We start from the raw sequence: 14,211 nt of genomic DNA, 5'->3' as shown, positions 1-14,211 counted from the left end.
CATGAGTGAAATGGCCCGCGTCTGTATCCAGGTACAAAGCCTGTATGTGGAGTCGCAATCGTCGCCCGACGAGGAGCGCTACGTGTTTGCCTACACCATCACCATCCGCAATTTGGGGCGCAGCAGCGTCCAGCTGCGCGGTCGTTACTGGTTGATCACCAACGGTAACGGTCGCGAAACCGAAGTTCAGGGCGAAGGTGTGGTCGGTGAACAACCCCATATCGCACCCGGCAGCGAATTCCAATACACCAGCGGCGCGATCCTCGAAACGCCGATGGGCACCATGCAGGGCCACTACGTGATGATCGACGAAGAGGGAGAAGAGTTTTTTGTCGACATTCCTGTGTTCCGACTCGCGGTGCAAACCCACATCCACTAATCCTTCCTCGCCCGGCCTGTCCGGGCGATGCGTTTTAACCGGACTGATGTAATGAGTACATATCTGATTGGCGATGTTCACGGCTGTTATGATGAACTGCGTGCCCTCCTGGCACAGGTTAACTTCGATCCGCAGCAGGATGTCCTGTGGCTGACCGGCGACCTGGTGGCCCGTGGTCCCGGCTCGCTTGACGTGTTGCGCTACGTGAAGTCACTGGGAGACTGCGTACGATTGGTGTTGGGCAATCACGATCTTCATTTGCTGGCGGTATATGCCGGTATCAGCCGCAACAAACCCAAAGATCGCCTGACGCCGCTACTGGAAGCTGCCGATGCGGATGAACTGATTAACTGGCTGCGTCGTCAGCCGTTATTACAGGTGGATGAAGAAAAAAAACTGGTCATGGCTCATGCTGGCATCACACCGCAATGGGATCTCGACACGGCAAAACTTTGTGCGCGTGAAGTCGAAGCCGTGCTGTCCAGTGACAGCTATCCGCTCTTTCTCGACGCGATGTATGGCGATATGCCGAATAACTGGACGCCGGAACTCAGCGGTCTGGCGCGTTTGCGCTTCAGTACTAACGCGCTAACGCGGATGCGGTTCTGTTTCCCGAATGGTCAGTTGGATATGATCTGTAAAGAAACCCCGGAATCCGCTCCACCACCGCTGAAACCCTGGTTTATGATCCCGAGTCCGGTAGCGCATGATTACACGTTAATCTTCGGGCATTGGGCATCACTGGAAGGGAAAGGAACACCGGAGGGCATCATCGGGCTGGATACGGGTTGCTGCTGGGGTGGCACACTAACGATGCTGCATTGGGAAACACAACAATATTATGTCCAGCACTCCAACCGTGAGCAGGCGATGGCGCAGAGCGCACCCCACCCACATCCACCGCTCAGCCATCAGGAATGATAGGGCGCGTAGCGACGGAAAGTCCCGTGCGACCAGCCCCCTCATCCCGACCTTCTCCCGCAAGCGGGAGAAGGAGGTGTACAATATATCCGTTAATTAACGGCGGCGTTCGAGGATTTCGAAACAGTAGCTGTGCGAATTCTGCGCATCGGCGTCGTGGAATTCACTGAAGGTGGATTGCCACTCATCGGGCTCGTAGTCCGGGAATTGGGTGTCACCCTCAACTTCCGCATCGATATGGGTCAGATAGAGACGATCGGCACGCGGCAGCATCTGTTCGTAAATACGACCACCACCAATCACCATCACTTCTTCCGCATCACCCGCTGCATTCACCGCATCTTCCAGCGATGTCACCCAGGTCACGCCGTCATGGTCACCCGGTTTGCTGCTGACCACAATATTCAGACGGCCCGGTAACGGACGGCCAATCGATTCAAAGGTCAGACGCCCCATAATCACGGGCTTGTTCAGGGTATTACGTTTGAACCATGCCAGGTCGGCAGGCAGGTTCCAGGGCATGGCGTTTTCCATACCGATGATGCGATCCGCTGCCAGAGCTGCGATCAGACTAATCATGTTTAATGACCTACAGGAAAAAAATTGGCGCCATCATACGTAAAGGCGAAACTTTCGTCGATAGGAGGGACTCGCTATTTACGTAAAGCTCCTTTGCCACCACATTTTTGTTATTGGACAGAGTTTTACACCGCCTTTCTCAGCAATATCCGAGAGAGGCGCCATATTTTCGCGTGGAAACGGCACAAGGCAGCGTGAAAAGGGGATGTCGCCTGTACAGCCGTGTAAAGAAATGCGCACTGACTGACACAAATGAAAACGGCTCCCGCAGGAGCCGTGGATAGCGATTAGAAATCGTAGCGCAGACGCACCAGGTTAACGTTACCCAGTGATTTGTCGGTGCTGGAGGTAATCACGTATTCGTAATCAACACGGAAACCGTAGTCGAGCTGGAAGCTCACGCCCAGGCCGTTGTCGATACGTTTGTAGTTACGACCATTCAGGTATTCCAGACGGTCACCCATAAAGTACGGCTGGATGGATTTAACCGCATATTGACCAATCGGGAATTTGTAGCCAGCAAAGTATTCCAGGCCCCAGGCATCATCAGCAAAGTAGTTGTGTACCTGAGATGTTTTGGTAGACAGGAAATTCTGGTAGTAACCGCCACCGGCAGAGAGCGTCCAGTGACCCGGCGTCCAGCTCAGCGCTGTACCGTAGATATTCTGGTCATAGGTTTTGCTATCGCCAGTTGACGGCTGGTGGATATCAGCACGGGTGTAGTTCCACGCGGTACCCCACGCCAGATCTTTGGTGATGTGATAGTTCACACCCAGAGAGCCGCCGCCTTTACGTTTGTAACGCATCCCTTTACCTGGCAGATAGTCGTTATCTTCAAACAGGTAAGATGCATAGACATCAACGTCACCGAAGGTGTTTTTGTATTTCAGCTGCTTACGTGAACGGTAGGAACCATCGTAGTCGCCGTTGATACCGTTACCCGGTGCCTGGGCCAGCATGTCGTAGTCCCAGATATCGGTCTTCGCACCGACCACATCATAGTAAACGCTGTTTTGCTGACCGAAGTAGAGTTCACCGAGGGTCGCACTTTTGAAGCCGGTGTACAGTTGACGACGCGTGGTGTTGTTCGCGCCATCGGCATAGTGGTTATCCCAACCCCACCACGCCGGGAAGTTAACGCCCAGCTCGTAGTAACCTACCCAGCTTACGTCATCAAACAGGTAATAATTGGCGGTGAAGCGGAAACGTGAACCGCCGTCATAGCCATTACGCTTATAAGACTTGTCGTTCACGCCGTTCTGATGCATGAACTGCGGGCGGATACTACCGCCAACTTTAAAGTCGAGACGGCTCAGCGGATCGTTAGCCTGTGGGTCTGCTTTAAGAAGAGTAACTTCAGCCTGGCTGGCAAGGGGTGCCGCTGCGACCAGCGCAGCAATGGCGGTGAGAGTGAAAGCACGCATTTTCATTTTTTATAAATATCCCAGTTATGCTCGAAAAAATGAGCGATTAACATACTAAGGGGAGCAGCATCGCTTTATATTTATAAAATTGTGCTAATAATGATGTGAAAAATTAAATCCGCACTAAGCGCTAAAAACTAAGTCAAATCAATATGTTTCATATAAGTTAACTTATTAACCAGACAGATAAATAAAAAAACGGCCCCCTGAGGAGCCGTTGTTTATTATTTAATCAGAAGATTTAACCGGTAATTTGCTGATGCATTTCCTGCACAGAAATCACTTTTTCGGTTGGGTCCGCATTCAGTGCCATCGCCGTAGCGAAACCACCGTTCAGCGTGGTGTCGTAATGCACTTTATATTGCAGCGCACTGCGGCGAATCAGCTTGGAGTCCTCAATCGCCTGACGTCCTGCGGTGGTGTTGACGATGTAGGTGTATTCGCCGTTCTTCAGGCGGTCCTGAATGTGCGGGCGACCTTCATGCACTTTGTTCACCAGACGCGGATTGATACCGGCTTCACCCAACACCACGGCGGTGCCGTGGGTAGCATCCAGCTCAAAGCCAAACTTCTGCAACTTCGCCGCCAGGTCAACGATACGTTTCTTATCGCCTTCACGTACTGACAACAACGCACGACCTGATTTCTTCATGTTGCTCTGCGCACCCAACATCGCTTTCGCGAAGGCTTCCGCGAAGGTACGACCCACGCCCATCACCTCACCGGTAGAGCGCATTTCTGGTCCGAGAATCGGGTCAACACCCTGGAACTTGTTGAACGGCAGCACCACTTCTTTCACCGAGTAGTACGGCGGAATCACCTCTTTCGTGACGCCCTGCTCAGCCAGCGTTTTGCCTGCCATCACGCGCGCCGCCACTTTCGCCAACGGTACACCGGTCGCCTTGGAGACGAATGGCACGGTACGTGCCGCACGCGGGTTCACTTCAATCAGGTAGACTTCATTGTCTTTCACCGCGAACTGCACGTTCATCAGACCACGGACATTCAGTTCGAATGCCAGTTTTTCTACCTGCTGACGCATCACATCCTGAATCTCTGCATTCAGGGTGTAGGCTGGCAGAGAACACGCCGAGTCGCCGGAGTGAACACCCGCCTGCTCGATATGTTCCATGATGCCGCCAATCAGCACGCGCTCGCCGTCGCAAATCGCATCCACGTCCACTTCAACCGCGTCATCCAGGAAACGGTCCAGCAACACAGGCGCATCGTTGGAAACGGATACCGCCGTCTGGAAGTAGCGCTTCAGGTCGATTTCGTCGTAAACGATTTCCATCGCACGACCACCCAATACGTAAGACGGGCGCACCACCAGCGGATAACCGATACCTACCGCTTTCTCCACCGCCTGCTCCAGCGTGGTCACGGTGGCGTTAGCCGGTTGTTTCAGGTTCAGACGTTCAACCGCCTGCTGGAAACGCTCACGGTCTTCGGCACGGTCAATCGCATCCGGGCTGGTACCGATAACCGGTACACCGGCGGCTTCCAACGCGCGCGCCAGTTTCAGCGGAGTCTGGCCGCCGTACTGCACGATGACGCCTTTTGGCTGTTCAATACGCACGATTTCCAGCACGTCTTCCAGCGTAACTGGCTCGAAGTAAAGACGGTCGGAGGTGTCGTAGTCGGTAGAGACGGTTTCCGGGTTACAGTTAACCATGATGGTCTCGAAACCATCTTCGCGCAGCGCCAATGCGGCGTGAACGCAGCAGTAGTCAAACTCGATACCCTGTCCGATACGGTTTGGACCGCCACCCAGTACCATGATCTTATCGCGGTCCTGGTTTGGATTAGCCTCGCACTCTTCTTCATAGGTTGAGTACATATACGCGGTGTCGGTCGCGAACTCTGCCGCACAGGTATCAACGCGTTTGTAGACCGGATGCAGGTTGAACTGCTGACGCAGTTTGCGGATTTCACCTTCAGCCACGCCAGCCAGCGTTGCCAGACGCGCATCCGCAAAACCTTTACGCTTCAGGTTACGCAGGAAGGCAAAGTCCAGCGCCTTCACGCCTTCACGCGCCACTTGTTCTTCCAGGCGCACCAGTTCTTCAATCTGTACCAGGAACCAGCGGTCGATGTTGGTCAGATTGAACACGCCATCAACTGACATGCCAGCACGGAAAGCATCGGCGATGTACCAGATACGGTCAGAGCCAGCATCTTTCAGTTCGCGGCGAATGCGGGTCAGCGCTTCGGCGTCGTCCAGATTCACTTTCGGGTCAAAACCATTGGCACCCACTTCCAGGCCGCGCAGCGCTTTCTGCATCGATTCCTGGAAAGTACGGCCAATCGCCATCACTTCGCCGACAGATTTCATCTGCGTGGTCAGGCGATCGTTAGCACCGGCGAATTTCTCGAAGTTGAAACGTGGAATCTTGGTCACAACGTAGTCGATAGACGGCTCGAACGATGCCGGGGTACGACCACCCGTGATATCGTTCATCAGTTCGTCGAGGGTGAAGCCCACCGCCAGTTTCGCCGCCACTTTAGCAATCGGGAAACCGGTGGCTTTAGAGGCCAACGCTGAAGAACGTGATACACGCGGGTTCATCTCGATAACGATCAGACGACCATCTTTCGGATTCACCGAGAACTGCACGTTGGAACCGCCCGTCTCAACCCCGATTTCACGCAGTACCGCCAGTGAGGCGTTACGCATGATTTGATACTCTTTATCGGTCAGGGTTTGCGCCGGGGCCACGGTGATGGAGTCACCGGTGTGGATACCCATCGCATCGAAGTTTTCGATCGAGCAGACGATGATGCAGTTGTCGTTTTTATCACGCACCACTTCCATCTCGTACTCTTTCCAGCCAATCAGCGACTCGTCAATCAGCAGCTCATTGGTCGGCGACAGGTCCAGACCGCGTTCACAAATCTCTTCAAACTCTTCGCGGTTATAGGCGATGCCGCCACCGGTGCCGCCCATGGTAAAGGAAGGACGGATGATGCACGGGAAGCCAACATCTTCAGCCACCGCCAGCGCCTCTTCCATGGTATGCGCGATACCGGAACGTGCGGTGTCCAGACCGATGCTTTTCATCGCCACGTCAAAACGGCGACGGTCTTCAGCTTTATCGATCGCGTCGGCAGTCGCACCAATCATGGTCACGCCGAATTCTTCCAGCACGCCCTGACGCTCCAGCTCCAGTGCGCAGTTCAGCGCCGTCTGGCCGCCCATAGTAGGCAGCACGGCATCCGGGCGCTCTTTTTCAATGATTTTACGCACCACTTCCCAGTGGATTGGCTCGATGTAGGTTGCATCAGCCATCTCCGGGTCAGTCATGATGGTGGCCGGGTTCGAGTTCACCAGAATGACGCGGTAGCCCTCTTCACGCAGCGCTTTACACGCCTGCGCACCCGAGTAGTCAAATTCACATGCCTGGCCGATAACGATCGGACCTGCGCCAAGGATCAGGATGGATTTTATGTCTGTACGTTTTGGCATCGTTAGCTCCTGATTACTTCGCGTTAGAACGGTAGGCTTCAATCAGTTCGATAAAGTGATCGAACAGCGGCGCCGCATCGTGCGGGCCTGGGCTGGCTTCCGGATGTCCCTGGAAGCTGAAAGCCGGTTTATCGGTACGGTGAATGCCCTGCACGGTCTGGTCGAACAGCGAAACATGGGTCACGCGTAAATTTGCCGGTAAGTTGCTGTCATCAACGGCGAAACCGTGGTTCTGTGCGGTGATCATCACGGTGTTGTTGTCGAGATCTTTTACCGGATGGTTGCCGCCATGATGGCCCAGCTTCATTTTGATGGTTTTCGCACCGCTTGCCAGCGCCAGCAGCTGATGACCCAGGCAGATACCGAATACCGGGATATCGGTATTAAGGAAAGACTGAATCGCGCTGATGGCATAATCGCACGGCTCCGGGTCGCCAGGGCCGTTGGAGAGGAAAATACCATCCGGGTTCAGCTTCAGAACGTCTTCAGCAGACGTCTGCGCCGGCACCACCGTCAGGCGACAGCCACGGTCTACCAGCATGCGCAGGATATTGCGCTTGGCACCAAAATCGTAGGCAACTACATGGAATGGCAGCTCTGCCGCTGACTTCTGCTCCGGCAGATCGTCTTTCAGCGTCCAGCTACCTTGCTGCCACGGATAGGTTTCCGCCGTCGTCACTTCTTTTGCCAGGTCCATGCCTTTCAGGCCCGGGAAGGCTTGTGCCTTCTGCAACGCCAGAGCGGCGTCTGGATTGTCACCGGCGATGATACAGCCGTTCTGTGCCCCTTTTTCACGCAGCAGACGCGTCAGCTTACGGGTATCGATATCGGCAATGGCGACGATGTTGTTGCGCTGCAAATAGGCTGACAAGCTCTCTTCACTACGGAAGTTGCTGGTAATCAGCGGCAGGTCGCGGATAACAAGGCCCTGAGCATGAATTTGGCTGGACTCTGCGTCGGCGGCATTAGCGCCAACATTGCCGATATGGGGATAAGTGAGGGTGACGATCTGGCGGGAATAGGAGGGATCAGTGAGGATTTCTTGATAACCGGTCATTGACGTATTGAAAACGACCTCCCCCACTGCCGATCCCGTTGCCCCGATGGCCCGACCGTGGAATTGGGTTCCGTCTTCCAGAACCAAGAGCGCTGACTTAATCAAAACATCCTCCAGGGAATAAACAGTCACAATATTTGCATATTAATTCAAAATACTGTCCTGAATCAATGCAAAAACCGCCTGACCGGTCGATTTTTGGCAAATTGCGCGCATTCTAATGATCGACCCGCACCTTGTCTACCCTGAGACGTTATTTTTTTGTTTTTTTCGGGCAACTGAATGTTAAAAGCAACAGAAACCGACAAAAGAGCGAGACAACCTGGAAAAATAAACGGTTGCGAGGCGGAAATAATCTGAAAGTCGTGCTACCGGGATGATAATTTTGACCAAATGGTCAAAAATGACGTTTTTAAGGATGAAAAACGATCATAAACAACGAAAAACAGGAGACTTAGCATTAAAAAATAACGAAAACCATTTTTTACAGACAAAATAAAGGGCAATAATATTATTGCCCTATTCAATCAATGTCTTACCGATTGAAATAACCACATCACGATGGTTCACAACACTCACAACATCGATAAATCCAGCACATCACGCATGTCATAAAGGCCAGATTTCTTGTCTTTAAGCCAATAAGCGGCTTTTACGGCTCCATTTGCAAAGGTCATGCGGCTGGAAGCCTTGTGGGTAATCTCAACGCGCTCCCCGATATCTGCAAACATCGCGGTATGTTCACCGACGATATCACCGGCGCGAACGGTAGCGAAACCGATGGTTTGCGCTTTACGCTCACCGGTATGGCCTTCACGCGCGTAGACGGCGTGCTCGTCCAGTTTCCAGTCCATTGCTTCAGCAATGGCTTCACCCATCGCCAGCGCTGTGCCTGATGGTGCATCAACTTTATGACGGTGATGCGCTTCTACGATTTCAATATCGGCATAATCGCCCATCACTTTTGCGGCTTGTTTCAGCAGTTCCAGCACCAGGTTCACACCAACGCTGAAGTTGGCCGCAAACACGATGCCAATCTCTTCTGCCGCGGCACGAATCGCCGCTTTACCTGCCTCATCAAAACCGGTGGTACCAATCACCATCGCTTTTTGGTGCTGGCGGCAAAAAGCCAGGTATTCCAGCGTACCTTCCGGGCGAGTGAAGTCGATCAACACGTCGAAGTCGTTGACCACCTGCTGCAAATCCGCAGTGATGATCACCCCGGTCTTGCCAATACCTGCCAACTCACCGGCGTCACTACCGATCAATGACGAACCGGCACGCGCCAGCGCAGCACCTAGCACGACGCCTTCCGCCTGCTGCGCGGCCTGAATCAAATTGCGTCCCATGCGACCCGGCGCACCAACAATAGCAATGCGGATTTCACTCATATTTATTCATTCCTGATACAAATCTATGCATGCAAAGCGCAAACAGGTTAACGGTCAGATAACAGTCACGCCACAATAAAAAAGGGATAATAAGAATTTTATGCCAGCCGCGTCAGATTATCAGTAAAAGCAATCTCACCAGGTGGAAATCGGCTTGCGCGGGTTGGTGTAGCGGCCCGATTTATCGCGCGTCTTTTTGCCTGGTCGAAAAAAGCGCGATAAATCGCCGCCGCTACGGGGAAGGGGTTACTGCACGTTGCGCACTTCTACACGCAATTCTTTCGGTACTTCAAACACGATGTTTTCTTCGCGGCCAATCAGCTCAATCGCTGCTTCACCACCCAGATCGCGCAGGCGCTGAATCACCTGCTGCACCAGAACATCCGGCGCGGAAGCCCCAGCGGTCACACCTATGGTGGTCACGCCCTTTACCCACTCTTCCTGAATATCATCGGCAGAGTCGATCAGCTTCGCCAGCTTACCGGCGCGCTGTGCCAGTTCCGCCAGACGATTGGAGTTGGAGGAGTTTTTCGAACCGACCACCAGCACCACTTCTGCATCACGCGCCAGCACACGCACCGCTTCCTGGCGGTTAGTGGTGGCATAGCAGATATCATCTTTGCGTGGCCCGATGATCGCCGGGAAGCGCTGACGCAGCGCGTCAATCACGTCCGACGTATCATCAACGGACAACGTCGTCTGGGTCATAAAGCACAGGTTGCTTTCATCTTTGACCTGCAATTTGAACACGTCTTCCGGCGATTCCACCAGATACATGCCGCCGTTGGGGTTGCTGTATTGCCCCATCGTGCCTTCCACTTCCGGATGGCCTGCATGTCCAATCAGAATGGCTTCGACGCCTTTACGGCTGGCGCGCGCCACTTCCATATGCACTTTGGTCACCAACGGACAGGTGGCATCAAACAGCATGGTCAGATTACGCGCCTTCGCCTCAGCACGTACCGCCTGAGATACCCCATGCGCGGAGAAGATCAGGATAGCGTCATCCGGCACTTCGCTGATCTCTTCGATAAAGATGGCACCGCGTTCGCGCAGGCTGCTTACCACATAGCGGTTATGTACCACTTCATGACGTACATAGATTGGCGCGCCGTACATCTCCAGCGCGCGCTCAACGATGCTAATGGCGCGATCCACGCCCGCACAGAAACCACGCGGGTTAGCTAACAGGATTTGCATCGCTTGCCTCCAGGACCGGATCAATCTCCAGCACTTCAATCTCAAACTGAATGCGCTGACCCGCCAGCGGGTGATTGAAGTCTACGGTGATGGAATCACCGGAGACTTCACGGATCACCCCCGGCATTTCGCTGCCGCCCATGCCGCTGAACAGCATGATGGCACCGACTTCCGGCTCGCCTGCATCGATAAAATCACGACGCGAAAAGTATTGGATCAGGTCCGGACTGATGCCACCAAAGGCATCTTCCGGTGCCAGGGTAAAGCTGTGCTTGTCGCCCACTTTACGTCCCAGCAACTCCTGCTCCAGCGCCGCCGACAGGCTGCCATCACCGAGACGAAACAGCGCGGGTTTGCCATTGGCGCGCGTCGATTCCGCTGTCGAACCATCTTCCAGCTTCAGCGTAAAATGCACCAGCAACGCGCTATCGCGCTGTACAGAGTCTGTCATCATTTACCCTTAATCTTTAACCTGTTTGCCTTTTGGGCTTAAGAAGCCCTCCAGCACCACCAACGCGGCACCGATACAGATGCCGCAGTCAGCGATATTAAAGGTCGCGAAATGCCAGTCACCGATATAGAAGTCGATAAAATCGACCACAAAACCGTGATATGCGCGATCAAACAGGTTACCTAATGCCCCGCCGATAATCAGCGCATAGGCAATGTTGGTTAATTTGTTACGAGCCGGGTTGCGATACATCATCACCAGCAACGACACCACAATCGCGATGGCGATACCGGCAAAGAACCAGCGCTGCCAACCGCCTTTATCCGCCAGGAAACTGAACGCCGCGCCATAGTTGTGCGCGTAGAACAGATTCAGGAACGGCATCAGCGGTCGCGTTTCGTGCAGCATCATGTTGTTCATGACCCACTGCTTACTGGCGAAATCGACCACAATCACCACCAGCACCAGCCACAGCCAGCGCAATCCGGTTGAGAAAATCGCTTTACTCATCAGGCAAACTTACGCTCTTCGCCGTTACCGGCTACGTTGGTATAACAACGTCCGCAGACCGCCGCATGTTCCGGGTTCTGACCGACGTCGGTAGTGTAATGCCAGCAGCGCGGACATTTCTCGCCTTCTGCTTTATGCAGCGCGATTTTCAGACCTTTCAGCAATTCGCTCTGCTGCGCTTCATCACTCGCGGTGGCGTAATCTGCCACGGTCGCGCCGGAAGTCAGCAGGACAAAGCGCAGTTCGTTACCCAGCGCCTGCAATTTCGCCGCCAGCTCTGCATCTGCGTATAACGTCACCGTTGCTTCCAGCGCACCACCGATACGTTTGTCGCTACGCGCCTGCTCAATCACCTTGTTGACTTCGCCGCGCACTTTCAGCAGCTCAGCCCAGTAGGCATCGTTGAGGGTTTCATCATCAGCCAGACCAAACAGACCGTCGTACCACTCTTCGGTGAAGACGTATTGCGCACGATCGCCCGGCAGGTAGCCCCAAATTTCGTCAGCGGTGAAAGACATGATCGGTGCCATCCAGCGCACCAGCGCTTCCACGATATGCCACAGTGCCGTCTGGCAGCTGCGACGCGCCAGGCTGTCGCCTTTAGCGGTGTACTGACGGTCTTTGATGATGTCGAGATAGAACGACCCCATCTCAATTGAGCAGAACTGCATCAGACGCTGGATCACTTCATGGAAATCGTAATTGGCGTATGACGCGACGATATCTTTCTGCGCGTCCAGCGCACGGCCAACGGCCCAACGATCCAACACTACCATCTCTTCCGGGCTGACTTTATCGGTCGCCGGATTAAAGCCGTTCAGGTTCGCCAGCAGGAAGCGCGCAGTGTTACGGATACGACGATAGGCATCTGCGGAACGCTTCAGAATTTCATCGGACACCGCCATTTCGCCAGAGTAGTCGGTTGATGCCACCCACAGACGCAGAATGTCAGCACCCAGCTTATCCATCACGTCCTGCGGTGCCACGGTGTTGCCGATAGATTTCGACATCTTGCGGCCCTGACCATCCACGGTGAAACCGTGCGTCAGTACCTGGCGGTACGGTGCTTTGCCCTTCATCGCCGTGGAGATCATCAGTGAAGACATAAACCAGCCGCGATGCTGATCCGAGCCTTCCAGATACATATCCGGGCTATGGCCTTCAAATTCCGGGCGCGCATCAACGACGGCATAGCTGGTTGACCCTGAATCGAACCAGACATCCAGCGTATCCGGCACTTTGGTGTAGTTGTCGGCGTCATCGCCCATCAGATCGCGCGGGTCCAGATCCCACCACGCCTGAATTCCGTCCTGCTCGACACGCTGCGCCACTTTTTCCATCAGCTCCAGCGTATCCGGGTGCAGCTGCTCGGTTTCGTTGTGCACGAACAGCGCCATCGGCACACCCCAGGTGCGCTGACGGGAGATACACCAGTCCGGGCGGTTGGCGACCATCGCTTCGATACGCGCCTGGCCCCAATCCGGGATCCACTGCACGCCTTTGATCTCTTTCAGCGACTGCGCACGCAGACCTTTCTGATCCATGCTGATAAACCACTGTGGGGTGGCACGGAAGATGATCGGCGTTTTATGACGCCAGCAGTGCGGGTAGCTGTGCAGCAGTTTTTCCACATGCAGCAGCGCGCCTTTCTCTTTCAGCAGCTCAACGATCATATCGTTGGCTTTAAACACGTTAACGCCATCCAGCGTCGGATAGGTACCTGGCAGGTAGGTGCCATCCGGGCCAACCGGGTTAGCCGTTTCGATACCGTATTTCTGACCGATAACGTAGTCGTCCGGACCGTGGCCAGGCGCGGTATGCACTGCACCCGTACCCGCTTCAAGGGTGACGTGCTCGCCCAGCACCACTTTCGACTGGATCTGCTCCAGGAACGGATGCTGGAATAGTTGCAGCTCAAGCGCCGCGCCTTTGCATTCGCCCAGCACACGCCAGTCGCTGATACCCGCGCGTTTCATCACGCTTTCCACCAGATCTTTGGCGAGGATCAGGCTGCGGCCTTCGATCTGCAACAGTTGGTAGTCGAATTCCGGGTGCAACGAGATGGCACGGTTAGCGGGCATGGTCCACGGGGTAGTGGTCCAGATCACCAGAGAAACCGGGCCTTCAGAAGCAGATACGCCAAATTTGGCGCGCACCGCATCGGCATCTAACGCGTTAAACATCACATCGATGGAGGGGGAGGTTTTGTCGTAATATTCGACTTCCGCTTCCGCCAGTGCTGAGCGGCAGTCCAGACACCAGTGCACCGGCTTCGCGCCCTTGTGCAGGTGGCCGTTGCCGATGATTTTACCCAGCGCACGGATGATGTTGGCTTCGGTCTGGAAATTCATGGTCAGGTAGGGACGATCCCAGTCGCCCAGCACGCCAAGACGGATAAAGTCTTTTTTCTGCCCTTCCACCTGCTCCGCCGCGTACTTGCGGCAAGCTTCGCGGAATTCAGCCGCGCTGACTTTCTCGCCCGGCTTACCAATCATCTGCTCAACTTTGTGTTCAATCGGCAGACCGTGGCAGTCCCAGCCCGGAACGTAAGGCGAATCAAAGCCCGCCATGCCTTTCGACTTAACGATAATGTCTTTCAGAATCTTGTTAACGGAGTGACCAATATGAATGCTGCCGTTCGCGTAGGGAGGGCCATCGTGCAGAATAAAGGTTTTTTTCCCTTTTTTGGCTTCGCGGATGATGCCGTACAGGTTGTCATCATACCAACGTTGCAGCATTCCCGGTTCGCGTTTGGCCAGATCGCCACGCATCGGGAACCCCGTTTCCGGCAAATTCAGGGTAGATTTATAGTCACTCATCAGATTCTCGGTTC

The 14,211-nt window shown here is 54.3% G+C and carries 11 protein-coding genes; 2 read left to right on the top strand and 9 right to left on the bottom strand.

All coding sequences use genetic code 11. The annotated features are described in order from the left end of the window. The first annotated feature begins 1 nt into the window (after nucleotide 1). Together apaG and apaH are read left to right on the top strand one after the other, a co-directional pair. On the top strand, nucleotides 2-379 hold the full coding sequence (apaG, locus tag AC6I8T_RS03420; RefSeq protein WP_021184770.1) for a Co2+/Mg2+ efflux facilitator ApaG/CorD: 378 nt from the start codon (nucleotides 2-4) through the stop codon (nucleotides 377-379). A gap of 51 nt (nucleotides 380-430) precedes the next feature. After that, nucleotides 431-1,300, top strand: a complete 870-nt coding sequence (apaH, locus tag AC6I8T_RS03415; RefSeq protein WP_021184771.1) for a bis(5'-nucleosyl)-tetraphosphatase (symmetrical) ApaH — start codon at nucleotides 431-433, stop codon at nucleotides 1,298-1,300. Nucleotides 1,301-1,396: 96 nt separating this feature from the next. Here the strand turns inward: apaH and folA are convergent, their stop codons facing one another. The 9 genes from folA to ileS all read right to left on the bottom strand — a co-directional run bounded on the left by folA (nucleotide 1,397) and on the right by ileS (nucleotide 14,197). After that, nucleotides 1,397-1,879, bottom strand: a complete 483-nt coding sequence (folA, locus tag AC6I8T_RS03410) for a type 3 dihydrofolate reductase (RefSeq protein ID WP_021184772.1) — start codon at nucleotides 1,877-1,879, stop codon at nucleotides 1,397-1,399. 287 nt (nucleotides 1,880-2,166) lie between these two features. Further along, nucleotides 2,167-3,309 carry a porin gene (locus AC6I8T_RS03405; protein ID WP_021184773.1) on the bottom strand — a complete coding sequence of 381 codons (1,143 nt, stop codon included), beginning with the start codon at nucleotides 3,307-3,309 and terminating at the stop codon, nucleotides 2,167-2,169. Between the two features lie 235 nt (nucleotides 3,310-3,544). Beyond that, on the bottom strand, nucleotides 3,545-6,769 hold the full coding sequence (gene carB / locus AC6I8T_RS03400; protein WP_021184774.1) for a carbamoyl-phosphate synthase large subunit: 3,225 nt from the start codon (nucleotides 6,767-6,769) through the stop codon (nucleotides 3,545-3,547). Between the two features lie 13 nt (nucleotides 6,770-6,782). Continuing rightward, nucleotides 6,783-7,931: a glutamine-hydrolyzing carbamoyl-phosphate synthase small subunit gene (carA, locus tag AC6I8T_RS03395; RefSeq protein ID WP_036626638.1), complete on the bottom strand. Its 1,149-nt coding sequence runs from the start codon at nucleotides 7,929-7,931 to the stop codon at nucleotides 6,783-6,785. Nucleotides 7,932-8,401: 470 nt separating this feature from the next. Beyond that, nucleotides 8,402-9,217, bottom strand: coding sequence for a 4-hydroxy-tetrahydrodipicolinate reductase (dapB, locus tag AC6I8T_RS03390; RefSeq protein WP_021184776.1), 816 nt, complete (start codon nucleotides 9,215-9,217; stop codon nucleotides 8,402-8,404). Between the two features lie 246 nt (nucleotides 9,218-9,463). Next, complete coding sequence (gene ispH / locus AC6I8T_RS03385) at nucleotides 9,464-10,417, bottom strand: 4-hydroxy-3-methylbut-2-enyl diphosphate reductase (RefSeq protein ID WP_013507818.1); 954 nt, start codon at nucleotides 10,415-10,417, stop codon at nucleotides 9,464-9,466. Continuing rightward, nucleotides 10,398-10,868: an FKBP-type peptidyl-prolyl cis-trans isomerase gene (fkpB, locus tag AC6I8T_RS03380; RefSeq protein ID WP_021184777.1), complete on the bottom strand. Its 471-nt coding sequence runs from the start codon at nucleotides 10,866-10,868 to the stop codon at nucleotides 10,398-10,400. The genes ispH and fkpB overlap by 20 nt, the downstream gene beginning before the upstream one ends. A gap of 9 nt (nucleotides 10,869-10,877) precedes the next feature. Next, the gene (gene lspA, locus AC6I8T_RS03375; protein WP_036626641.1) at nucleotides 10,878-11,378 is read right to left on the bottom strand and encodes a signal peptidase II; all 501 of its coding nucleotides are present in this window, start codon (nucleotides 11,376-11,378) and stop codon (nucleotides 10,878-10,880) included. Beyond that, nucleotides 11,378-14,197 (bottom strand): isoleucine--tRNA ligase, encoded by a 2,820-nt coding sequence (gene ileS, locus AC6I8T_RS03370; protein WP_208724766.1) that lies wholly within the window; start codon nucleotides 14,195-14,197, stop codon nucleotides 11,378-11,380. Before ileS ends, lspA begins: the two co-directional genes overlap by 1 nt. Nucleotides 14,198-14,211: the final 14 nt, after the last annotated feature.

It is taken from the genome of Pantoea sp. X-Soil-OKNW-556 (assembly GCF_059730695.1).
This window is presented reverse-complemented; position numbering and strand designations above follow the sequence as displayed.